The sequence below is a fragment of the Kribbella sp. NPDC051137 genome (genome assembly GCF_040682535.1).
GTDB lineage: Bacteria > Actinomycetota > Actinomycetes > Propionibacteriales > Kribbellaceae > Kribbella > Kribbella karoonensis.
In genome coordinates this window covers 704,406-725,359 of the sequence record NZ_JBFBBI010000002.1, presented here as the reverse complement: position 1 = coordinate 725,359, position 20,954 = coordinate 704,406, and the positions used below count along the sequence as shown (strand labels likewise).

At 70.0% G+C, this 20,954-nt stretch carries 21 protein-coding genes; 6 read left to right on the top strand and 15 right to left on the bottom strand.

Annotated features, from left to right (window positions below):
- The first annotated feature begins 23 nt into the window (after positions 1–23).
- Together AB0M51_RS10890 and AB0M51_RS10885 are read left to right on the top strand one after the other, a co-directional pair.
- Complete coding sequence (locus tag AB0M51_RS10890) at positions 24–278, top strand: hypothetical protein (RefSeq protein WP_344187956.1); 255 nt, start codon at positions 24–26, stop codon at positions 276–278.
- A 24-nt stretch (positions 279–302) separates the two neighbouring features.
- Entirely contained in the window at positions 303–821 is a 519-nt protein-coding gene (locus AB0M51_RS10885; protein ID WP_363748946.1) for a phosphoribosyltransferase family protein, read from the top strand.
- Here the strand turns inward: AB0M51_RS10885 and AB0M51_RS10880 are convergent.
- Both AB0M51_RS10880 and AB0M51_RS10875 read right to left on the bottom strand, forming a co-directional pair.
- Positions 796–2,037, bottom strand: coding sequence for an exonuclease domain-containing protein (locus AB0M51_RS10880; RefSeq protein ID WP_344187958.1), 1,242 nt, complete (start codon positions 2,035–2,037; stop codon positions 796–798). The genes AB0M51_RS10885 and AB0M51_RS10880 overlap by 26 nt on opposite strands.
- 69 nt (positions 2,038–2,106) lie before the next feature.
- Positions 2,107–2,733 (bottom strand): hypothetical protein, encoded by a 627-nt coding sequence (locus tag AB0M51_RS10875; RefSeq protein WP_344187959.1) that lies wholly within the window; start codon positions 2,731–2,733, stop codon positions 2,107–2,109.
- Between the two features lie 18 nt (positions 2,734–2,751).
- Between AB0M51_RS10875 and AB0M51_RS10870 the strand changes: the two genes are divergently transcribed.
- The gene (locus tag AB0M51_RS10870) at positions 2,752–2,907 is read left to right on the top strand and encodes a hypothetical protein (RefSeq protein WP_166677970.1); all 156 of its coding nucleotides are present in this window, start codon (positions 2,752–2,754) and stop codon (positions 2,905–2,907) included.
- A gap of 85 nt (positions 2,908–2,992) precedes the next feature.
- Here the strand turns inward: AB0M51_RS10870 and AB0M51_RS10865 are convergent, their stop codons facing one another.
- Both AB0M51_RS10865 and AB0M51_RS10860 read right to left on the bottom strand, forming a co-directional pair.
- Positions 2,993–3,484, bottom strand: coding sequence for a metallophosphoesterase (locus tag AB0M51_RS10865; protein ID WP_363748943.1), 492 nt, complete (start codon positions 3,482–3,484; stop codon positions 2,993–2,995).
- Positions 3,485–3,495: 11 nt separating this feature from the next.
- Positions 3,496–4,485 carry an NAD-dependent epimerase/dehydratase family protein gene (locus AB0M51_RS10860; RefSeq protein ID WP_363748941.1) on the bottom strand — a complete coding sequence of 330 codons (990 nt, stop codon included), beginning with the start codon at positions 4,483–4,485 and terminating at the stop codon, positions 3,496–3,498.
- A 192-nt stretch (positions 4,486–4,677) separates the two neighbouring features.
- On the opposite strand from AB0M51_RS10860, the gene AB0M51_RS10855 reads away from it, so the two are divergent.
- Positions 4,678–4,989 (top strand): hypothetical protein, encoded by a 312-nt coding sequence (locus AB0M51_RS10855; RefSeq protein WP_344187962.1) that lies wholly within the window; start codon positions 4,678–4,680, stop codon positions 4,987–4,989.
- Positions 4,990–5,095: 106 nt separating this feature from the next.
- Here AB0M51_RS10855 and AB0M51_RS10850 read toward each other — a convergent pair whose 3' ends face one another.
- From AB0M51_RS10850 to AB0M51_RS10805, 10 genes are all read right to left on the bottom strand, one after another.
- Complete coding sequence (locus tag AB0M51_RS10850) at positions 5,096–5,488, bottom strand: hypothetical protein (protein WP_344187963.1); 393 nt, start codon at positions 5,486–5,488, stop codon at positions 5,096–5,098.
- Positions 5,485–5,730: a hypothetical protein gene (locus tag AB0M51_RS10845; protein WP_363748938.1), complete on the bottom strand. Its 246-nt coding sequence runs from the start codon at positions 5,728–5,730 to the stop codon at positions 5,485–5,487. Before AB0M51_RS10845 ends, AB0M51_RS10850 begins: the two co-directional genes overlap by 4 nt.
- Positions 5,731–6,202: 472 nt before the next feature.
- The gene (locus AB0M51_RS10840; RefSeq protein WP_363748936.1) at positions 6,203–6,550 is read right to left on the bottom strand and encodes a hypothetical protein; all 348 of its coding nucleotides are present in this window, start codon (positions 6,548–6,550) and stop codon (positions 6,203–6,205) included.
- Positions 6,550–7,026 carry a hypothetical protein gene (locus AB0M51_RS10835; protein WP_363748934.1) on the bottom strand — a complete coding sequence of 159 codons (477 nt, stop codon included), beginning with the start codon at positions 7,024–7,026 and terminating at the stop codon, positions 6,550–6,552. The genes AB0M51_RS10840 and AB0M51_RS10835 overlap by 1 nt, the downstream gene beginning before the upstream one ends.
- 36 nt (positions 7,027–7,062) lie before the next feature.
- Positions 7,063–7,539 carry a hypothetical protein gene (locus AB0M51_RS10830; RefSeq protein ID WP_363748931.1) on the bottom strand — a complete coding sequence of 159 codons (477 nt, stop codon included), beginning with the start codon at positions 7,537–7,539 and terminating at the stop codon, positions 7,063–7,065.
- Positions 7,539–8,927, bottom strand: a complete 1,389-nt coding sequence (locus AB0M51_RS10825) for a hypothetical protein (protein ID WP_363748929.1) — start codon at positions 8,925–8,927, stop codon at positions 7,539–7,541. Before AB0M51_RS10825 ends, AB0M51_RS10830 begins: the two co-directional genes overlap by 1 nt.
- 70 nt (positions 8,928–8,997) lie before the next feature.
- On the bottom strand, positions 8,998–9,258 hold the full coding sequence (locus tag AB0M51_RS10820) for a hypothetical protein (protein ID WP_130388988.1): 261 nt from the start codon (positions 9,256–9,258) through the stop codon (positions 8,998–9,000).
- Positions 9,259–9,275: 17 nt separating this feature from the next.
- The gene (locus tag AB0M51_RS10815) at positions 9,276–9,953 is read right to left on the bottom strand and encodes a hypothetical protein (protein WP_363748927.1); all 678 of its coding nucleotides are present in this window, start codon (positions 9,951–9,953) and stop codon (positions 9,276–9,278) included.
- Complete coding sequence (locus tag AB0M51_RS10810; protein WP_363748925.1) at positions 9,950–12,682, bottom strand: FtsK/SpoIIIE domain-containing protein; 2,733 nt, start codon at positions 12,680–12,682, stop codon at positions 9,950–9,952. Before AB0M51_RS10810 ends, AB0M51_RS10815 begins: the two co-directional genes overlap by 4 nt.
- Positions 12,683–12,781: 99 nt before the next feature.
- Positions 12,782–13,174: a VOC family protein gene (locus AB0M51_RS10805; RefSeq protein ID WP_363748923.1), complete on the bottom strand. Its 393-nt coding sequence runs from the start codon at positions 13,172–13,174 to the stop codon at positions 12,782–12,784.
- Positions 13,175–13,323: 149 nt separating this feature from the next.
- On the opposite strand from AB0M51_RS10805, the gene AB0M51_RS10800 reads away from it, so the two are divergent.
- The gene (locus AB0M51_RS10800) at positions 13,324–16,389 is read left to right on the top strand and encodes a PD-(D/E)XK nuclease family protein (protein WP_363748921.1); all 3,066 of its coding nucleotides are present in this window, start codon (positions 13,324–13,326) and stop codon (positions 16,387–16,389) included.
- Entirely contained in the window at positions 16,382–20,041 is a 3,660-nt protein-coding gene (locus AB0M51_RS10795; protein WP_363748919.1) for a UvrD-helicase domain-containing protein, read from the top strand. The genes AB0M51_RS10800 and AB0M51_RS10795 overlap by 8 nt, the downstream gene beginning before the upstream one ends.
- On the opposite strand, the gene AB0M51_RS10790 is transcribed toward AB0M51_RS10795, so the two are convergent.
- Complete coding sequence (locus AB0M51_RS10790; RefSeq protein WP_363748917.1) at positions 20,038–20,835, bottom strand: alpha/beta fold hydrolase; 798 nt, start codon at positions 20,833–20,835, stop codon at positions 20,038–20,040. The two genes, AB0M51_RS10795 and AB0M51_RS10790, sit on opposite strands and share 4 nt — an antisense overlap.
- Positions 20,836–20,954 lie beyond the last annotated feature (119 nt).

Below are 20,954 nucleotides of genomic sequence, written 5' to 3'. Positions count from 1 at the left end.
GCGCGCAAGAAAGCGAGTCGTGAATGACCGAGTTCCGCATCACGCATGACATCGCCCAGGCCCACCCGGACATCCGCGAGCGACTCACCGCCACCACGATCGAGGCGATCAACGAGTCCAGCGCCCGCTCCGCGGACGACGCGGCCCGGATCCTGCGGCACAAGCTCGGCGAGATCGGCGTCCACATCAGCGAGGCCGCCTGCCTGTCGGCGATCGAACGCATCCGGTCCGGCAAGCAGCTGCACTTCGAGATCGAGCCGGCGCCCGACGAGGACTGATCGCCGCCGGATAAGGTGCGTGGTGTGGAACTTGCTGAGTTGGGGCGCCGAGTCAACGCAACCGCACATCTGACCGGCGACTTCGTACTCCGGTCCGGGCAGACGACCACGGAGTACTTCGACAAGTACTCCTTCGAGGCCGATCCGGTCTTGCTGGACGAGGTCGCGGCCGCCATGGTCCCGCTCGTCCCGGCGGGCACCGAAGTACTCGCCGGTCTGGAGATGGGCGGGATCCCGGTCGTCACCGCGCTCGGACGGCACACCGGCCTGCCGTGCGCGTTCGTCCGCAAGCAGGCCAAGTCCTACGGCACCCGCCGGCTGGCCGAAGGCGCCGAGACCAAGGGCCGCCGGGTCACGATCGTCGAGGACGTCGTCACCACCGGCGGTCAGATCGTCCTGTCCGCCAACGAACTCCGGGCCCTCGGCGCCACCATCACCGATGCCGTCTGCGTGATCAACCGCAACGACGGCACCCCGGACCCGCTCACCGAGGCCGGCCTGACCCTGCACGCCCTGCTCACCCGGGAACACCTGGCTGCCTGACCCGCTCGTCCGCCGGCAGCAACCGGCGGAAGTCCTCGGCCGAGATGATCGGTACGCCGAACTCCCGGGCCGCCCGGGCCTTCACCGACAGGCTGTCGACGTCCGCCGCCACCACGAACGTCGTGTCCGGCCGGACCGCCTCCTGGGGCGCGAACCCGGCCGCGACCGCGCGGTCCCACCACACCTCCCGCGGCTCGACCATGTCCCCGGTGAACACCAGCGTGCTCCCCGGCGGGAACCCGCGCGCCCCGGGACGATCCGGGACGACGTACCTTCCGTTGCTCGCGCGCAGCAGCGCCTCGTCGACGTCGGACGCCCGCTGCCCGAGCATCACCGCGACCTGGTCGAGGTCGTTGCGCTGATCGGGTGTGACGCCGGTCGCCCAGGACGCGTCCGCCAGCGCGGACACGTAGTACCGATGGAGGTGGTCCACCTGCGGGCGGGTCATGCCGAGCTCATTCGCCACCTGCACCAGTTGGTCGGCGTCGGCGGCGGTGATCTCGCGGTTGGCGAGGATCGTGTCCAGCAGCACCAGGTACGAGTCGGCCTGCGGCGGCTCCGGCACGCGGGGCAGCTGGTCGACGAGTCGACTCATCCACCCGTGCCGGCCACCCGCGTGCACCGGCCGCACGACCGGCGCCGCGCTCGTCCCGGGGAGCTCCGGCCACGGCAGCCGCCGCACCTCCTCATAAGCCCATTGCCACGGCGGCGGCGCCGCGAACGCGCCCAGATACTGCGCGAACAGCTCCGCGGTGGCCCGGGTGTCCGCCAGCGCCGAGTGCCAGCCCTCGATCGAGATCCCCGCGGCCGCACAGCAGGCGCCGAGCGTCCGCTTCGCGCCCGGATGCAGGTAGCCGGCCAGCGCCATCGTGCACATCGACCGCTCGGTGATCAGCGGCACCGAGACACCGAGCCGCGCGAACTCCGCCCGCAGGAACCCGAGGTCGAACTCGACGTTGTGCCCGACAACCATCCGCCCGGCGAGCAGCTCACCCAGCTGCGCCGCCACGTCGGCGAACTCCGGCGCCGCCAGAACGTCGGCGGTAAGGATCCCGTGGATGTGCTGCGGACCGAGATCGCGCTGCGGATTCAGCAACGTCACCCACTCGCGCTCGACCTGTCCGCGGGCGTCCAGCAGCACGACCGCGATCTCGATGACCCGGTGCCGATGGCTCGGCAACAGGCCGGTCGTCTCGGTGTCGATGACGGCGTACATCCAGGTCCTCCTCCGGTCGATGACCGACTGGAACAAGCCAATCACGGGCCGCCGACAGTTTTTGCCGGATCAGGATTCCGGCAGCTCCACCGCGATCTCCGCGCCGAGCTTCGCGCCGTGCGCGAGCTGCAGTTCGTCGCCGCTCCAGAAGCGTCCCGGGTCGTACCAGTTCGGGCGCCGGCCGCGGAGCAGGCCCATCGCCTCGTACGTCAGCGCGACCACCTCGGCGCAGTACGCCGACTCGAGCTCCGGCGAGCCCTTCCGCAGCGCCGGCATCCGCCCGCGGACCCAACGCGACGCGAGCCGCGCCGTCGACGGGAACGGCGTACCGTCGAGCCGCGCGACCGTCTTCAGTACGGAATCCTCCATGTCGCGCGTCACCGGGTGGTCCAGCTGCCGCAACCAGGCGCGCTGACCGTACTTGTTGCCCCACACCAGCACCGCGTCCCGAAGGTCGTGCAGCTGTACGCCGCGGTGGTGCGTACCGGTCCACATGTCCGGCAGCGAACGGCCCAGCTCCGCGTGCCACATCAGCGGCGGCAGGTCCTCGACGACGATCGCCATCCCGACGTGGTTCACCGGGCTGTTCGTGGTCAGCCGGATCGCGCGATCCGCCGCGCTCGCACCGCGGAACAGCCAAATGTCACCTGTTCGTGTCAGTTCCGTAGCGTCATCCAAGGAAATCCGGCTGTTCACGTCGCTAGGTTAGTCGTCATGAAGGTATGGAAGGTGGTAGGGCTTGCGGGGCTCGTCGGCGTGGCTGCCACGGGCGTTGTGGTCGCGCGGGGCGAGCGGAAGCGCCGCGCGTACACGCCGGAAGAGGTCCGCGATCGCCTCAAAACCAGGGTCAAGGAAGCAGCGAACGCCTGACCCGGCCAACGTCGGCCGGGCACGTGTGGGTGCGCCGTAACTCGGTGGTACGGCGTCGACCACACGTGCCCGGCCGTCTGCCGTTCTAAAGGTTGTGCAAGGCAACTTCTTCCAGGCGCCCGGCGGTGATCGTCGCGGTCTGGTAGGTGCAGTGCGGCTGCCGCCGGCGATCCGTCGGCGATCCCGGGTTCAGCAGCCGCAGTCCGCCGGCGCTCGTGGTGTCCCACGGGATGTGACTGTGCCCGAACACGAGCAGATCCACCCCCGGGTACGCCGCCTCGCAGCGCTCCTCACGCCCCTTGGCCGGGCCGGTCTCGTGGACGACCGCGACCGACAACCCGTCGAGCGTCGCCCGCGCGACCTCCGGCAGCCGCGCCCGCAGCTCCGGGCCGTCGTTGTTGCCCCAGCACCCGATCAGCCGGGCGGCACGGGACTCCAACTCGTCCAGCAGCCCGACGCTCACCCAGTCCCCAGCATGGATGACCACGTCGGCCCGCTCGACCGCCTCCCACACCGGCGCCGGCAACTTCTTCGCCCGCACCGGCAGATGAGTGTCCGAGATCAGCGTCAGGCGCATGCGCCCACTCTCTATGCCTTCAGTGCCTCGATCAACTCCTTCTCCTTCGCGAGGCTCAGGCCGGCGCGGCGCTCGCGGTCCAGGCCGAGCTCGCGCTCCCAGGCGAGAGTGTCCGCCATGAAGTCCCTCCGCGATCGGTGCGTCAGCCCGGCGGCCGCGGCGGCCGCGCCGCTGCGCTCCGACCAGCCCTCGTACCCGGGCTCGGTGATCCACATCGTCAGCGACTCCGGCCCCATGTACTGCTCGACCTTCTGCTCCTCCAGCCACTCCCGCGGCGCCGGTACCACCGGCCCGGTGTGACCGCCGACCTCGCGCGCCGTCGCGATCCACTCGCCGAACGGCACGACCGGCCCGTACGTGTCGAAGATCCCGGTCCGCCCGTGCTCCGCGTTGTCGAGCAGCCAGCCGGCCAGATCCCGGACGTCGATGACCGCCGTCGCCAGATCGGGCGTGTCGGGCACCAGCAACGGCTCCTCCGGCGCCAGCGCCGCCCGCGCGACCCACGCACCTGCCCGGTCGCTGGTGTCCCCCGGCCCGCCGATCAGGCCGGCGCGGGCGATCACCAGCCGGTCCCCGACCGCGTCGAGCGAGGCCTTCTCACAGGCCGCCTTCGCCTCGCCGTACTGCTCCCGCTCCGCGACGTCGCCCTCGACCGGCTCCCGCAGTACCGCGGACTCGTCCGCGCCCGGCGTGTCGTACTTCTCGTACACGTTGCCGGAAGAGACGTATGTCCAGTGCTTCGCCCGCGCCCCGAACGCGGCCAGCGCGCCCTTCACGAACCCCGGCTGCCACGAGACCTCGAACACCGCGTCCCAGTCGCGTGCTGGAACCGCGTCGTACGCATCCGGACGGCTCCGATCGGTGCCGACCAGCGTCGCGCCGTCCGCGACCGCGCCGCTCTCACCACGCGCCACACACGTCACCGCATGCCCGCGGGCGAGTGCCTGCGTCGCGATCTCCCGACCGAGGAACGCCGTACCACCGAGGATCAGAATCTCCATGCCGGCCAGCCAATCAGGCCGCGCCGACAATTCCCAGGCACCTCTGCCGAGGGCAGAAACGAACGGCCTGTGATCCACCGCCCTCGTCAGGTCACCGTAAGCCGTCCGCCCTTGTCAGCCAGGCGATCCGGGCGCACTGTCGGAGCAGGAGACACCCAGGGGTGAGTGTCGATTCACAACCAGGGGGCAGAGATGGCTGGTTTCGTTCAGATCATCGAGTACCGGACCTCGAAACCGGACGAGGTGGCGGCTCTGATGGAGGAGTTCCGCGCGAAACGCGAAGCCGAGGGCAGCGGGCCGGCGCCGGTCCGCGGCACCAGTTGTGCCGACCGGGACGAGCCGGGGCGGTACTTCTCGATCATCGAGTTCAACTCCTACGAGGAGGCGATGGAGAACTCGCAGCGCCCCGACACCACCGAGATGTCGGAGCGGATGATGGCCCTGTGCGACGGGCCCGGCACCTTCTACAACCTCGACGTGCAGAACCGGATGGAGTTCGGCTGAGGTTCCTCAGGTACGGCGTACTCCGGCTCGCCCAGGAGTACGCCGTACCGAGGGTGACCGGTGCCGGGGAGGGGGGTGGAAACCCGGCACCGGTGGATCGGATACCTCAGCGGAAGACGCGGTGCGACGACCAGGGCGGTGCCGCACCCGGTGCCGCGCCGTGATCACGCTCGGAGTGCAACGGGTCGGGGTCCTGGCGCTCGACCGACGAGTGCAGGTCCGGCCAGGGACGGGGTGGAAGGGACTCGCGGGGCGGAAGCCGGAGGTCGGGGTCGGGACCCGGCTCGGGGTCCAGCCACTCGACCACGGTGGCCCCGCCGTGACCGTGGATCGCGACGACGGACTCGATGCCGTCCCACACGGTCGTGGTCGGATAGTCGCCGTACCAGCGGAGCGCGACCGACCCGTCGGTGAACTGCACACCCTCGGCGACCGGCCCGGTGCCGCTGACACCGGAGACGTCCTGATGCCGGATCAGCCGGAAACGACGCGAACTCATGACGGCGCCACCTCCCAGAGCCGCTCCCCCGGCAACCTCCGGTCCGGCCCCGGATCGAGCTCGGACAACGGCTCGCTGGTCACCCGCAACCCGGCGAACCTCCGCGACATGGCCTCGGCGTACCGCTCCGCCAGCTCGGCCTCGGCGCAGTAGTCGGCCACCACATGTTCCCCGAACCAGACCCGCACCCGCCGCCGCTCGACCCGTACCGCGACCGGCCGCGGACAATCACCGTCGGCCATCTCAATACACCCGGCACCGAGTCGAGCCGGATCCCATCAGCGACCTCGCAAGACAACCCTTCACGTCAATCACTTCCACTTCCCTGTGGGGATGGGTTCACAGGTAGTGACGTGCGGCTCACGGCTTCATGACGCGATTCCCCAGAAAAATCTCACACCCCGTGAGAATCCCCCTCAACCCACGCCCGCCAGACGACAAGATCCACCACATCGGGCGTGATCCGCCCCCGCCCCGTCACCCGAACAGCCTCGTCTTTGTGCATGAGATCCGTACCGATCCGGCGCAGCGGCGCGGATCCGGTGCACAAAGACGAGTGGGCGGACCCACCTGCCGGCGGTCAGACTCAGGTGACGACCCAGCGGCACCAGGTGTCGATGTCCTCGACATCCAGGCTGGTGCCGGGCGGGAAGACCTGAGTGCCGACGGCCGGCAGGTACGCCGCGACTGCGAACGCCATGTTGTGGCTCAGGATCACGCCACATCGGGCCGTGCGCCAACCAGTTCCTCGTACAGCGCCCGCGCCTCGTGTGCCTGAAGCTCTTCGTCCTTCGTACCCACGCAGCGGATGCCGACCACCGCGTCAGACCGGTCGATCGCCGAAACATCCTCAGGTTCCGGGTCCGCCTCGCCGTACACATTCGGCTCGAGCACGACGAAGAGGTCACCGCTCACGGACCGCGCACGACCACGGAACAGGAACGCATCGTCCTTCAGGTCCGGGTTTTCGACAGGCTCCAACGACAAAGCTTCAGCAAGCCACCCAGCCACCTCACGAAGCGGTTTACGGGTGGCGAGAAAGATGTTGTCATCGCTCGACATCAGGAGAGGACCCACCGCCGCCAGATGTCGATGTCGTCCGCATCCAGTGACGTGTCGGCAGGGAACGTCTGCACACCGGTGCCCGGCAGATAGGCCGCGATGATCGTGGACATCGCATGTACCAGGACGAGCGCCACCGCCGGCTGCGCCTCCGCGAGTTCGTCGAAGACCGCACTGGCCTCGCGCAGCTGCCTTTCCTCGTTCCTGGAACCGGCAATCCGTACGTCGACCACCGCGCTGTAGCGATCGATCGCGGACACGTCCTCCGGCTCTGGATCGTCCTCACCGTAGACGTTCGGTCCAACCACCAGAAGAACCGTCCCGTCGACAGTCCGCGCCCGCCCCCGAAAGAAGTGCTGACCTTCCTTCAGATCAGGATCGTCGACACGCTCCAACCGCAGGTCGCACGCGATCCACCCGACCGTCTCGTCGAGCGATTCGCTCGCGGCAAGGAAGATGGTGTCGCTGTTGGACATCACTTTCTCCTCGGACACTTGCGACCAGCCACGGACTCAGGTGACGACCCATGGTCGCCAGGTGTCGACGTCTTCGACATCCAGGCTGGTGCCGGGTGGGAAGACCTGAGCGCCGACGCCCGGCAGGTACGCCGCGACGGCCAGCGCCATGTTGTGACTCAGGACCATCGCGACGCTGTGTCCCCGGTCGGCCAGCTCGTCGAACAGCGCGCGCGCCTCTCTCGCCTGGAGCTCCTCGTCCTTGGCGCCCGCGTACCGGACGTCGACCACACTCTGATACCTGTCGATGGCTGAGACATCCTCAGGTTCTGGGTCCGCCTCGCCGTACACGTTCGGCTGAACCACAACGTAAAGCTCGCCGTCGACGGACCGCGCACGGCCACGGAACAGGTACACGCCGTCCTTCAGGTCCGGTTCGTCGACAGGTTCGAGCGAAAGCGCCTCAGAGAGCCATCCCGCCACCTCACCAAGCGGCGCATCGGCCGCGAGAAAGATGTTGTCGTCGGTCGACATCACTGCTCCTTGGTAAAGGTGACGAGGCTACCGTCACCGAGGATGACACGAACCACGGGTGCGACGGTGGACCCAGGCTGTCCAAGGGCCCTGCGAAACGATCGTGACGCAGTCTCCTCGGAAACACCGACCGCGCGGCCGTCGATGACGACTTCATGCCGCGCACTGAGCGCTTGCGCCAGTTCGAACGCCTGCCCGCTCGCGGCCAGCATGTTCCGCTTCACCGCGTTGGAGGTGCCCCGGTCTTGTGTCTTGAACTCCGCGATCGACCCCTCATCGGCGTCCGATCTGCGAAGTATCACGTCAGGATTCTTCTTGTCCGAGCCGTGGTCCTCAGGCCGGGCGTCGATCCGCCAGCCCTCTTCTGCCAGGCGCTGCGCGATCTCACGTTCCTTGTCCAGGAATCGATGCATGGGGTCGTAGACGCCCGGAACGAAGTCTGCACCCAGGGGACCGAGGTGCGTCGCCGGATCGAAGTCGAGCGTCGGGTGCTCGGGGAGGTCGATATCGACGGCGACAGGCGCGAAATGAGGTTCTTCGGCGTAGTCGAAGGTGGCTTCGACCTTGTCCAGGGTGATCGTGAGGGTGGCGTGTTGCCATGCTTGGCCGTCGGATTCGGCCATGGCGGCGAGGAGGGTTTGCACCTGTTCGGCGAGGGCGACGTCGATCTCGTGGTCAGCGGTGAGGCGCTCCGCGCGCTTCTCCTCTTCCTTTTCATCGCGTTCTTCGAACTCAGGACGTTCTTCCTCGTCATCGCGATCAGGTACGAACTCGAAGTCGCGCGTGAGGCGCTCCTCGCGCTTCGCCTCTTCCTTCTCGTCGCGTTCCTCGTACTCGGGCGGCTCGTCCCGGTCGTCGCGGTCGGGCGCGAACTCGAAGTCGCGGGTCAGCCGCTCCTCGCGCTTCGCCTCCTCCTTCTTGTCGCGTTCTTCGAGGATCAGTTCGCCGGTTTCGGTGACGGTGATCTCGACCTCGAGGGGTTCCTGGTTCTCGGTGTCCCGCTCGTCTGCCTCGCGGTACTTCTCGAAGGCCTTGCGGGCGACCGTCACCAGTGGGGGTTCGTTGTCTTCGGCAACTTCCAGGTCTTCGTACGTCGCCGTCAGCCGCGTCGTACGGATTCGGACGCCCGTGCCGCTGGTCGACTTGTTGCGCTTGGCCGAGTCCGAGGACGGACGGTTCGTGGACGGGCCGGCCTCGCCGATCAGGCCCTCGGCCCAGCCGCGGGCCTTGGGGGGTGCCATCGAGAGGTAGTGGGCGGCCGCCTCGCAGGCGCGGGCGGCGGCGTCGAGTTGCTGGGCGGCGACGGTCGCCTGACCCCGGGACGCGATCAGCGCGAGTTGGGCGTTCTCGCGGCAGCGGGCCGCCGTACGCACCAACTGGTCGACCACACGAGGGACCTCGTCGAAGCAGTCGACCAGGCCGCGCGCGACCCGCTGCAGCTCGGAGGGCACGTGCGGGTCAGATCTGGTCGGCGTAGTTCTTGCAGCCGGCGGACGCGATCTCGAGCGCCTCGGCGGCTTGCTCCACCGCCTTGCTCGCGGCCTCGAGGATCTCGGTGATGTCGCGGTCGATACCGGTCGCGGTGCCGGCGATCAGGCTCTCCACCAGCTGACTGTGCTGGGTGAAGCGGAGCTTGAACCCGGCCAGTCCCCCGGCTGCCTGCTTGGCCTCCATCGAGACCTGGTGCAGCTGTTCCTTGAGCCGCAGTACGTCGGACACCTCAACCCACTCCCAAACTAGTTGCGCTTCTTCGGCAGCACGATCGCCGTACCGGCCACCACGACCGGCACCAGGATCCCGAGCCACCACGGCAGCCCCGCCGCCATCAGGACGAACACCAACGCGGCACCGCCCCAGCCCCACCAGCGCGCGACGGGTAGCCGCGGCAGGCCGAGCACGCGGGACGCGGCCAGCATCGTCAGGGCAGCGATCGCGGCGGCCTCGACCCCAGCCAGGAACGAGCGGCTGAAAATCCACACCAGCACGAACCCGACCAGCGCCAGGACCGCGCTGATGGTACGCCGCCGGCGGAGTTCCTGAAGCCGCCGGGCAGACGTCCGCAGTTCTTCGAGTTGGTCGACCGACTCGGCGAGCTGTTCGGTGATCCGTTCCGCGACGGTCTCGATGTCGTTCAGCGCGCGGATCTCGGGGAGCGAGTGGTTGGCCCGCTTGCCGTCGGCGGGCAGCCCGGCGCGTTGCAGGCTCTCGGCGGCCTTGTCGGCGAGAGCGTTCAGCCGGGTCTGCAGCCTCCGGCCGCGCTCGGCCATCGCGTCGGCCTCGGCCGCGGCGGTCGCCTCGGCCTTCGACTTGTGCGCCGTGACCCGGTCCTGCGCCTGCTGCGCCTCGGTCCGCGCCATCGCGACCGTCCGCAACGCCCGCACGTACTCGGACCACACCTGCTCGTCGGTCTTCATCGCCGTACCAACTCCACCGCACGCTCGACCTCGTCCGCGCGCAAAGCGGCGAACGGTACGACGACCTGCGCCTCCGGATGCAACCCGTCCCACAGCAACGCCCGGTGCGGCTCGGACGCCCAGCGCACCAGCGGACCGGCCACCGCGCGGACGCCGTCCTGCGGATGCCGGAGGAAGAGGTGGGTCGCGACATTCCCGCGCCCGTACCCGAGCTGCTCGGTGCACACGTGCAGCCGGTTCCACCACCCGTACGTGATCAACCCTTGAGCGGGGCCGTCCCGCACGATCTCCTGCAGCGCGTTCGCCGGACTCTCGAAGTACCCCTCGGCATGTACCTGCATCCGCGGTACGCCGTGGAACCCGAATCCGAGCAGGTACGTCCCGCCCGCCTGCCCGCTCCGCATCTGGTCCCGGAGCGCGAACAACCGCGGCGCGATGTCGTCGTGCTTGTCCACCGTCTCGACCTCGCAGCCGAGCTCCCGCAGCACCTGCACCAACGCATCCTTGCCCTCGGCAACGGACGGCGCCGAGTTCGTCCCGTCGACGAACACGAACCGTGGGGGCTCCACCGAACCGGCCGCCGTCGACACGGCCAACCCGGTCAGCACGCCCAACGCGTCGACCGGCCCGTCTCCCAGCACCAAGACACCCGCGCCGGGCTCCGGCCGTACTTCGACAGCGACAGGCTCCTCGGTCACCGCGATCGGCAACCCGGTCCACGGCCGGCCCAGCTCGGGCTGCACCGCGCTCGCTGTGTCCGTCAGCCGGGCCGGCTCGGCCAGGTGGAACACCCTCGGCGGACGTACGGCGTCCCCGGCGCGCGTCCACAGCTCCGCGCGCAACGAGTCCAGCACGACCTTGTCCGCGAAGCTCACCAGTACGTGCTGGTTGTCGTCGGGCGATCCGAAGTTCGCGTTCAGCACCGCCTCGCCGCGGAACTGCAGCTCGGCGGCCGCGGTGTTCCCGCTGCGCAGGATCGCCTGCGAGTCGGCCGGTGTGGTCTTCAGCGCGATCCGGTACGGCACCTGACCGAAGATCGAGTCCCGCCGCGTCGACAGCCGCTTCACGCCCTCGATCGTCTGCGTCGCGAGCACCACGTGCACGCCGTACGCACGGCCCAGCCGGACCAGCCGCTCCAGCAGCTTCGCGGCCTCGTCCGCCAGCTCGTCGTCGTCCTCGAGCAGCACCTGGAACTCGTCCAGTACGACGAGGATCCGCGGCGGCCGCTCCGGACCGGGCGGGAGCTCCGCGATGTCGGCGACGTTCCCGTGTGACTTGAACACCTCGCTGCGCCGGGCCAGCTCATCGGACAGATGCCGCAGTACGGCCAGGCCGAACGCGCGGTCGCTGTGTACGCCGAGCACCCGGATCTGCGGCAGCCAGTGCGGCCGCTCCGGCCCGGGACCGAGCGCGGAGAACTCGACACCGTGCTTGAAGTCGAGCAGGTACATCTCCAGGTCCGCCGGCGAGTAGCGCGCGGCCAGGCCGTGGATCATCACGAGCAGCAGGTTCGACTTGCCCTGCCCGACGGCGCCGCCGACCAGTACGTGCGGCAGCGCCGGGTTGCCGCTGCGCAACCGCACCAGCGCCGGCGTGCGGTCGTCGTACCCGATCACCGTGCCGATCTCGTCCTTGACCGGTTGCCACCAGGTCGGCCGATCCGGCAGCGTGCGCTCGAAGTCGATGGTCGGCAGTACGGCGATCTCGGCCTGCTCGGCGATCACGTCACAGATGCCCGCGGCGACGGACGCGTCGAACGGAGGGTCCAGCCGGGCCGGCGGCAGCTGCGCGACCTCGACCCGATCGTTGACGACGGCAACCGGATTGAGGAGCTCGAGCAACTGTTTCGAGTCGACGTCCAGCTCGGCGGCCGTGGACGCGTCGTAGTGCACGAGGAAACACAGCCCTCGTTTGCCCGCGGTCGCCGCCAGCCGGAGCAGGTCGCGCTGCGCGAGCGTGTCGATCCCGAACGGGTAGTCGAACAGGATCACCACCCGATACGGATCGGTGACCTGGCCGGTCTCCTTGAGCAGGTCCTCGAACCGCTCGTGCCCGAGCTGCGCCTGCCGACTGGCCCGCAGCGACGACACGTCGACCAGCCCGGACAGTACCGTGTGCAGCTGCTCCGCGGTGTGCGTTGCCCTAGGCACCAATTGCGGGTACTTCGTGGTCAGATGGCCGAGCAGCCCCATCGTCCCGGTGAGTTTCGGGTCGAACGCGTCGATGCGCAGCCGGAAAGGTTCCGCGGCAGCGACCAGCCGGAGCGCGACACTCTGCAGCAGCCGGCGGGCGGCCTCGTTGCGGTCGGCGGTCACCTTCCAGCCGTTGGTCCGCAGCAGCGGCGCGACCACCGGCGTACCGGCCTCGAGCTCGCCGACCCGGACGTACGCCGGAACTCCGGCGCCGACGAGTTGCCGGGAACGCCAGCGCGCGTCGTTCGGCGGGACCGCGGCCAGACCGGGCGCGAGCCGATCGGCGAGCAGCCGGGCCTTCGGCTCGGCCTCCGACAGCGCCTCGGCAGTCTTCGCATCGACCAGCGACCGCGACTCCCGACGGGCCGCCGCGGTCTGCTCCTGCAGCTGCCGATGCAGCTGCACGGCGCGCTGGTGCTCGCCGTACGTCAACCGCCGCGCGTTGTCCAGCAACTGCCCGAGCGCGTGCTGCAAACCGCGGATCCGCGCTTCCAGGACCTCCGGCGCAGCCGGATTCCCGTCAGGCTTCTCCGTCACGAGCATCGTCCTTCCACACCTGGCCCCGCGACTACGTTCTTGCCTCGGGTAATCGTGTCACACCACTGGCCCCACTGGTCACTCCAGGTATCAGTCGTCTCAAGGGGCGACGATCTCGAGCTCGTAACCGTCGTCGTTGTACAGGAAGGCGGCGTAATGCTGCGGGCCGCCGGCGTACGGATGCCGGTCCGCGAACATCAGCGTCCAGCCGTGCGCGCCGGCCTCGGACACGATCGCGTCGACCTCCGCGCGGCTGCCCGCGTTCAGTGCCAGGTGGTTCATCCCGGGACGCATCCGGTCGTGCTCGGCCGCCGACATCGCGGGGCTCTGCTCGACCACGACGTAGCTGCCGTCCGGTGCCGTCCAGGTCATCCCGCCCGGCCAGCCGTCACCGTCCTTCCAGCCCAGCCGGCCGAGGACCCAGCCCCAGCTCGCAACGGCCCGGGACAGGTCCGGGACCCAGATCTCGACGTGATGCACCGCGGCAGCCATCGGAGCATTATCGGGGCCCGTCATTTCTATATTGTGCGAGGGCCGCCGCGGGCCGCGCAGAAACCTTGGCGTTTCGCGCCCCTTCAGCTTTCTGTCCGTGGCAGGGTCTACCGTCTGCGGTGACAGTCGAGAGACCGGGAGTTCGGCCCATGAGCAGCACGCGCATCGAGAGCACGGCGTACGGCGCCGCGGCTCTGGAACGCCTGCAGGCAGTGGTCGCACGGCTCAAGGCCGACGACCCGATGACACCCGTAACGCTGCTGCTGCCGAACAACCTGTCCGGCGTGATCGCCCGCCGGCACCTGGCCAGGGAATCGATCGGCGGTCTGTACCTCGCGACCCTCGAGCGGCTCGCCGAGCAGATCGCGGCCGGCTCACTGGCACCGCGCCGGCCCGCGACCCGTCCCATCGTCGCCGCCACCTGGCGTACGGCGCTGGCGAAGGCTCCGGGCATCTTCGACGAGGTCGCGGAGCACCCGTCGACCATTCAAGCGCTCGCTGCCGCGCACAACGAGCTCCGCGACCTCAGCGATCCCGCGCTGGACAAGGTGGCGGAGGCGTCCGCGCTCGGCCCCGACCTGGTCCGGCTGCACCGTCAGGTGACCGCCGAGCTCGGCGCGGACTGGTACGACGCGACCGATCTGCTGCGCGCCGCCGCGGCCGCCGTCACGTCGGCGACGGTCAGCGAGCTGGGCGCGCTCGTCCTCTACCTTCCGCAGGAGCTGACCCAGTCCGAGGCCGCGTTCGTCGCCGCGCTCGGGGACGCCGCCGCCGATCTGACCGTGATCGTCGGACTGACGGACGTCCGCCGTGCCGACCGCACCGTCCGCCGATCGCTCGAACGGATCGGGATCGACCTGCCGACGTCGATCTCGAAGAACTACCCGGTCGCCACCGAGATCCTGAACGCGTCCGACGCCGATGACGAGGTGCGGTGCGTGGTCCGCGACGTGGTGTCCGCGCTGGAGCAGACACCTGCGCACCGGATCGCAGTCCTGTACGCCGCCGCCTCGCCGTACGCGCGTCTCCTGCACGAGCACCTTTCCGCCGCGCACATCGAGGTCAACGGGCCCGGGACGCGCCCGGTGCACGAGCGGGCGATCGCGCGGACACTGCTCGAAGTGCTGGCGCTCGTCGATCACGACCTGCCCCGCGCGGACGTGTTCCGGGCGCTGGCGAACGCGCCGACGCGGGACTTCGGTGGCGATCGGATCCCGGTGCCGCAGTGGGAGCGGATGTCGCGCGCGGCCGGTGTGGTGCGCGGCGACGACTGGGACACCCGGTTGGCGCGGTACGCCGAGTCCGAGCGGCGGACCGCCGACCAGGAGGAGGCGGCCGACGATCCACGACCGGCCGCGGTGCGGCGAGCGCAGTACAACGCGACCACCGCGGAGCGGCTGCACGCGTTCGCCTCCACGTTGCGCCGGCGGCTGGCCGACCTTGCCGCGCTCGACACCTGGTTCGACCTGTCCGCGGGCGTGCTGCAGCTCTTCCATGATCTGCTCGGCGACTACTCGTCCTTGCCGATCGAGGAGCAGTACGCCGCGGCCGCGGTCGAGGGTTCGCTCAAGGGCCTGTCGACGTTGGACGAGCTCGGCACTCCGGCGAGTCTCGCCGTACTGCGTGATGTCCTCGACCTGGAGCTGCAGCAGTCGCTGCCGCGGGTCGGGACGTTCGGCACCGGGGTGCTGGTAGCGCCGTTGTCGGCGAGCATCGGGTTGTCGGCGGACGTCGTGTACGTCGTCGGTCTGTCGGAGGACCTGTATCCGGGGCGTGTGCACGAGGACGCGCTGCTCCCCCATCGGGTGCGGGAGGCGGCAGCGCCGGAGCTGGCGTCGTTCCGGGATCGGCTGGACGAGAAGCAGCGGCATCTGCTGGTCGCGTTCTCCGCGGGTGCGCGGGTGGTGGCGTCGTTCCCGCGCGGCGATCTGCGCCGGTCGTCGCGGCGGTTGCCGACGCGCTGGCTGCTCGGTTCGCTGCGCGAGCTGACCGGCGACCACGCGCTGCCCGCGACCCAGTGGGACAGGTACGGAGAGGTCCTGCGGACGTCCGCGTCGTACGCCGGTTCGTTGACGACAGCAACGATGCCGGCGACCGAGCAGGAGTGGCAGACACGGGCCGCGGCGGCCCGGCTGTGGGTGCACGACGGCGTCCTCGTGCGAGCGCGGGAGTTGTTGCGCGGCCGCGCGTCGATGGCGTTCACGCGGTTCGACGGGGATCTGTCGGGGGTCTCGGGCCTGCCGGAGTTCGCGATCGAGGACCGGATCGCATCGCCGACCTCGTTGGAGTCGTACGCGACCTGTCCGCACGCGTACTTCGTCAAGCGGCTGCTCCAGGTGGAGCCGCTGGAGGCGCCGGAGGACCTGCTGGTCATCTCGCCGGTGCAGATCGGGAACCTGATCCACAACAGCCTGGATGCTTTCGTGTCACGGCTCGCGGGTTCGCTGCCCGGGTACGGGGAGCCGTGGACGGACGAGCAGCGGTCGCTGTTGCTCGCGATCGGGGCGGATCTCGCGGACCAGTTCGAGGCGGAGGGGCTGACCGGGCATCCGCGGTTGTGGCAGCGCGAGCGGTTGCGGATCCTCGGCGATCTGATGGTGCTGCTGACGGACGACGACCGGTGGCGCGCCGAGCGGAACGCTTCGGTGGTGGCCAGCGAGCTGCGGTTCGGGTTCGACGGCGAGCCTCCGGTGGAGATCCCGGTGCCGTCCGGTCGGGTCCTGCTGCGCGGTTCCGCGGACAAGGTCGACCTCGGCGCGGACGGGACGATCTACGTCACCGATGTGAAGACCGGCGGCTTCTCGCGGTACGAAGGGATCGAGTCCGACCCGGTCGCGGGCGGCACCAAGCTGCAGCTTCCGGTCTACGCGTACGCCGCCCGCGCGCGGCTGGGCGAGGCCTCCACCCCGGTCGAGGCGTCGTACTGGTTCGTCCGCCGGGGCGGCAAACGGATCCCGGTCCCGCTGACGCCGGAGGTCGAGCAGCGGTACGTCGACACGCTGGACGTGATCGTGTCCTCGATCGCGGCCGGATACTTCCCGCCGAAGGCGCCCGAGGTCCCGGACTTCCTGTGGGTGCAGTGCCCGTACTGCAACCCGGACGGCCTGGGGCACAGCGAGGTGCGGGCGCGGTGGGACCGCAAACGGCACGACCCGACGCTCGAACGCCTGGTCCGCCTCGTCGACCCCAGCGCTTTGGAGGCTGCGGATGAGTGAGCAACTGCTGGACCGGGACGCCCGGGAGCGGATTCGCACCGACACCGAGGCGACCCTGTTCGTCGAGGCCGGCGCCGGATCAGGGAAGACGCACGCACTGGTCGAGCGGGTGCGGACTCTGGTGCTGCGGGACGGCGTACCGCTGCGGAAGATCGCGGCGGTGACGTTCACCGAGAAGGCCGGGGCGGAGCTGCGGGACCGGTTGCGGGTCGAGTTCGAGAAGGCACGGCGTACGGACGTCGGTCAGCTCGCGGACACGGCGCTGGACGACCTGGACTCGGCGTCGATCGGTACGCTGCACGCGTTCGCGCAGCAGATCCTGCTCGCGCATCCGATCGAGGCCGGCCTGCCGCCGCTGATCGACGTACTGGACGAGGTCGGGTCGTCGGTCGCGTTCGAGGAGCGGTGGGCCGAGCTGCAGCAGCAACTGCTCGACGACGACACGATCGCCGAGCCGCTGCTGCTCGCGATGGCGGTCGGTGTCGAGCTGAAGCATCTGCGGTCGCTGGCGCGGCTGTTCGGCAACGACTGGGACCTGATCGCGGACCGGGTGCTCGTCGAGCCGCCGGACCTGGTGGCGATGCCGGACCTGACCGGGCTGATCGCGGCGGCCGCGCAGATCGGCGGGCTGGCAGAGACGTGCCTGGACCCCGAGGACCGGCTGCTGCCGAAGGTGGTGCAGATCCGCGAGCTCGGGCTGATGCTGGAGTCCGCGTCGGACCAGGAGACGCAGCTGTCGTTCCTGCAGGCGCTGCGCGGGCTGAAGGTCGGCCGGATCGGGCGCAAGGAGAACTGGCCGGACATCACGAAGACGCGCGCGGACTGCACCGAGGTCGTCGAGGTCGCCGGTTCGCTGGTCGAGCTGCTCCTTGATGCTTGCCTTCGGCACCTTTCGCACTGGATCGCGGAGCGGGTGCTGGAGTCGGCCGAGCTGCGGCGTGCGGACGGGCGGCTCGAGTTCCACGACCTGCTGGTGCTGGCCCGCGACCTGCTGCGGCGCGACGCCGGCGTACGGGAGGAACTGCAGGACCGGTTCGAGCGGTTGCTGCTGGACGAGTTCCAGGACACGGACCCGATCCAGATCGAGCTGGCCGTCCGGATCGCCGGCGGCGCGGAGGCATCCGCTGCCGACTGGCACGACGTCGAGGTCCCCGAGGGCCGGCTGTTCGTCGTCGGCGACCCGAAGCAGTCGATCTATCGGTTCCGCCGCGCCAACATCGCGACGTACCTCACCGCCCAGGAACTCCTCGGCGAAACCGTCGCTCTGACCACCAACTTCCGGACGGTCCCACCCATCCTCCAGTGGATCAACACGGTCTTCACCACCCTGATCCAGCCGCAGGAATCCGCCCAACCCGCCTACCAGTCCCTCTCCCCCCACCGCACCAACCCAGGCACCCCACCAGCCACCTCCTGTGCGCCGACCACCTCCGCCGCGCCAGCCACCTCCGCGGGACCGGCCACCTCCGGCGGACCGGGCGCCCCGCCGCACCCCGGCGCACCGGGCGCTCCGCCGCACCCCGGCACCCGCGCTCACGTCGGCGACCGGCCCGGCGTCGTCTCCCGCCCCGGGGCCGCGGCGCCGGGCCGGGCCGCGGCGACGCCTGACCCGACGCCTGTCGAGGGCGACCAACTCTCGATCTTCGACGACCCCACCCTCTTCGACGAACCCGACTCAACCGACGCCCCGGACTCGACCAACGGCCCGGGCCCGACCGATACCGCCGACACGGCCGACACCGTCGACCAGCTCGCCGACCTCGCCGAGGTCCTCCCGTTCCGCCGGCGCGGCGACACCGTCGACGTTCCGGTCGACGCCGCACCCCCCGAAGACCCCGCCGCCGGCCCCGCCGTCACGATCCTCGGCGCGACCCCGCACGACGATCTCCCCCGCGCCCAAGCCTCGGTCCTCCGCGAACGCGAGGCCACCGACGTCGCCGCCGTCATCGAGGAAGCCCTCCGCGACGGCTGGCTCGTGTACGACGACCGCGCCGAGACCTGGCGTCCCGCCGAAGCCGGCGACATCGCCGTACTCGTCCCCGCCCGCACCTCGCTCCCGTTCCTCGAGGACGCCCTCGACCGCGCCGACATCCCGTACCGCGCCGAAGCCAGCTCGCTCGTCTACCAGACCGCCGAGGTCCGCGACCTGCTCGCCTGCGCCCGCGCCCTCGGCGACCCGAGCGACCAGCTCGCGCTCGTCACCACCCTCCGTTCACCCCTCTTCGGCTGCGGCGACGACGACCTGTTCACCTGGAAGCGCAACGGCGGCAGCTTCACCCTCACCGCGCCGGTTCCCGACCAGCTGCTGACGCACCCGGTCGGCGACGCGATGGAGTGGCTCCGCCGCACGTACTACGCGGCCCGCTGGCTCACGCCCAGCGAAGTACTCGCGAAGATCGTCGCCGACCGCCGGATGCTCGAGGTCGCCGCGATCGGCCCGCGGGCCCGCGACGCCTGGCGGCGCATCCGGTTCGTCGTCGACCAGGCCCGCGCCTGGTCCGAGGTCGAGCACGGCGGACTCCGCTCGTACCTTGCCTGGGCCGCTCACCAGGGCGAGGAGACGTCCCGCGTCGCCGAAGCCGTCCTGCCGGAGACCGACGCCGACGCGGTCCGGGTGATGACGATCCACGCCGCGAAGGGGCTCGAGTTCCCGATCGTGATCCTGTCCGGCATGACCGCGTCGCCGAACCGCCAACGTGGAGTGCAGGTGCTGTGGCCGCAGTCCGGCGGGTATGCGGTCAAGCTCAAGTCCTCCGTCCAGACCGAGGACTTCGACCTGGTCCAGCCCGTCGACGAGCAGATGGACGACTACGAACGCCGCCGCCTGCTGTACGTCGCCGCGACCCGCGCGCGGGATCACCTGGTCGTCTCGCTGCATCGCTCCGGCAACCGCCGGCACACGAGCAACGCCGAGCTCCTCGCCACCGCCGGCGGCGTCGAGGCCCCGAACTCGACCCTCTTCACCGGCCCACCGGTCCCCGACCGCGAGCCGGCCGCGGCCCCCGACGTCACCCCGCCGATCTCCCGCACCGAATGGGAATCGCGGGCCGCCGCCGCGCAGGCCGCCAGCCGGTTCCGCTCCGCCCAGAGCGCCTCCGGCTTGGAAGGCACCGGCCCGGACGTCACCCTCACCGATGTCGACCCTGGTACTGCGAAGGGCGCCCGCGACGTCGAGCTCCCGCCGTGGTCGAAGGGCCGCTACGGCACCGCGATCGGCCGCGCCGTCCACGCCGTACTGCAGGTCGTCGACCTCTCCACCGGCGCCGGCCTCGATGCCGCGGTGTCGACGCAATGCCTCGCCGAGGGCGTCCTCGAGTTCACCGACGTCGTCACCGCCCTCGTCCGGTCCGCGCTGGCGTCCGACGTCGTACGACGCGCCGCGGCCCGCGAACACTGGCGCGAGTCGTACGTCGGCACGGTGCAGCCCGACGGCACCGTCCTCGAGGGTTTCGTCGACCTGATCTACCGCGAGGACGACGGCCGCCTGACCATCGTCGACTACAAGACCGACGCCATCCCCGCCGCCGCGTTGGACAGCCGCGTCGCGTACTACGCGCCGCAACTCCAGGCGTACGCGCGGATCCTCCCCAACACCGGCCCGCCGATCCTGCTGTTCCTCAACCCGGGCACAGCGGTCGAGCGCGTCGTCTAGCTCAAACCGCCGCGAAGCACCTCGATCCAGCCCTCGAACGCATCGAGATGCGCGTCGTGACTTCCCCCGGCGATCACAGCGCGCGCAGTCTGCGGACGCCGGCGAATCAACTCGTCCTGCTGCTCTCGAGTGAACATGCCGTGCTCGGCAAAGACCGCGAGCGTGGGCGGTTCGAGCTGCTCCCATTCCGCCCAGCGATCCTCCTGCAGCGCAGCGATCGTCGCCTCCATCACGTCCGCGTCGAACCGCGGGCGCAACCCGTCGGCCGCCCGCTCGAGATCGTTGCACCAGGCAACCGCCAACGGCCGGTCCCCGAGGAACTCCCGCGCCGCGACCTCATCGGCGAACGGCACGGGCCAGGATGCGAAGTACTGACCGATCTTGCGAGCTTCCTCGGGCCGGTCGTCCCCAGCCGCGATGCCCTCAAGCATCACCAGCCGATCAACAAGATCCGGCCGCGCCGCCGCCGTGAGCATCGCCGTATGCGCACCCATCGACTGCCCCACCAACCTCACCCGCTGCCCCGGGACGACCTCCTCGACAACAGCAACCACATCATCGACGTACGCCGCCCGGGAAACGTCCGCCGGCCGCCGGGTACTACGCCCATGCCCGCGCTGATCGATCAGCAACACCCGGAAGCTGTCACCCAACGCATCCGCCGTCGCCACAAACTCACGCGAACTCCCGGCCAACCCATGCAGCAGCACAACCACCGGCCCATCGCCACCGCGGTCGTCCACCGCGATCTCCACATCTCCACGGCGAACCATCACACCCACATCCTCGACCACTCAGCGCATCCCCATCCCGACGCCTCCACCAATCACCCGCTCAGCCCGCCCAACCGAACCACCATCCGCGCCACAAGCCCGACAGCAAGCCCTCTCGGCACCGTCGCCGATCGCCCGCC

Bases quoted from the DNA above. Each gene is read 5' to 3' on its own strand.
- AB0M51_RS10890 (WP_344187956.1), top strand. From the start codon at position 24: ATGACCGAGTTCCGCATCACGCATGACATCGCCCAGGCCCACCCGGAC.
- AB0M51_RS10880 (WP_344187958.1), bottom strand. From the start codon at position 2,037: ATGTACGCCGTCATCGACACCGAGACGACCGGCCTGTTGCCGAGCCAT.
- AB0M51_RS10870 (WP_166677970.1), top strand. From the start codon at position 2,752: ATGAAGGTATGGAAGGTGGTAGGGCTTGCGGGGCTCGTCGGCGTGGCT.
- AB0M51_RS10865 (WP_363748943.1), bottom strand. From the start codon at position 3,484: ATGCGCCTGACGCTGATCTCGGACACTCATCTGCCGGTGCGGGCGAAG.
- AB0M51_RS10860 (WP_363748941.1), bottom strand. From the start codon at position 4,485: ATGGAGATTCTGATCCTCGGTGGTACGGCGTTCCTCGGTCGGGAGATC.
- AB0M51_RS10855 (WP_344187962.1), top strand. From the start codon at position 4,678: ATGGCTGGTTTCGTTCAGATCATCGAGTACCGGACCTCGAAACCGGAC.
- AB0M51_RS10850 (WP_344187963.1), bottom strand. From the start codon at position 5,488: ATGAGTTCGCGTCGTTTCCGGCTGATCCGGCATCAGGACGTCTCCGGT.
- AB0M51_RS10845 (WP_363748938.1), bottom strand. From the start codon at position 5,730: ATGGCCGACGGTGATTGTCCGCGGCCGGTCGCGGTACGGGTCGAGCGG.
- AB0M51_RS10840 (WP_363748936.1), bottom strand. From the start codon at position 6,550: ATGTCGAGCGATGACAACATCTTTCTCGCCACCCGTAAACCGCTTCGT.
- AB0M51_RS10835 (WP_363748934.1), bottom strand. From the start codon at position 7,026: ATGTCCAACAGCGACACCATCTTCCTTGCCGCGAGCGAATCGCTCGAC.
- AB0M51_RS10830 (WP_363748931.1), bottom strand. From the start codon at position 7,539: ATGTCGACCGACGACAACATCTTTCTCGCGGCCGATGCGCCGCTTGGT.
- AB0M51_RS10815 (WP_363748927.1), bottom strand. From the start codon at position 9,953: ATGAAGACCGACGAGCAGGTGTGGTCCGAGTACGTGCGGGCGTTGCGG.
- AB0M51_RS10805 (WP_363748923.1), bottom strand. From the start codon at position 13,174: ATGGCTGCCGCGGTGCATCACGTCGAGATCTGGGTCCCGGACCTGTCC.
- AB0M51_RS10800 (WP_363748921.1), top strand. From the start codon at position 13,324: ATGAGCAGCACGCGCATCGAGAGCACGGCGTACGGCGCCGCGGCTCTG.
- AB0M51_RS10795 (WP_363748919.1), top strand. From the start codon at position 16,382: ATGAGTGAGCAACTGCTGGACCGGGACGCCCGGGAGCGGATTCGCACC.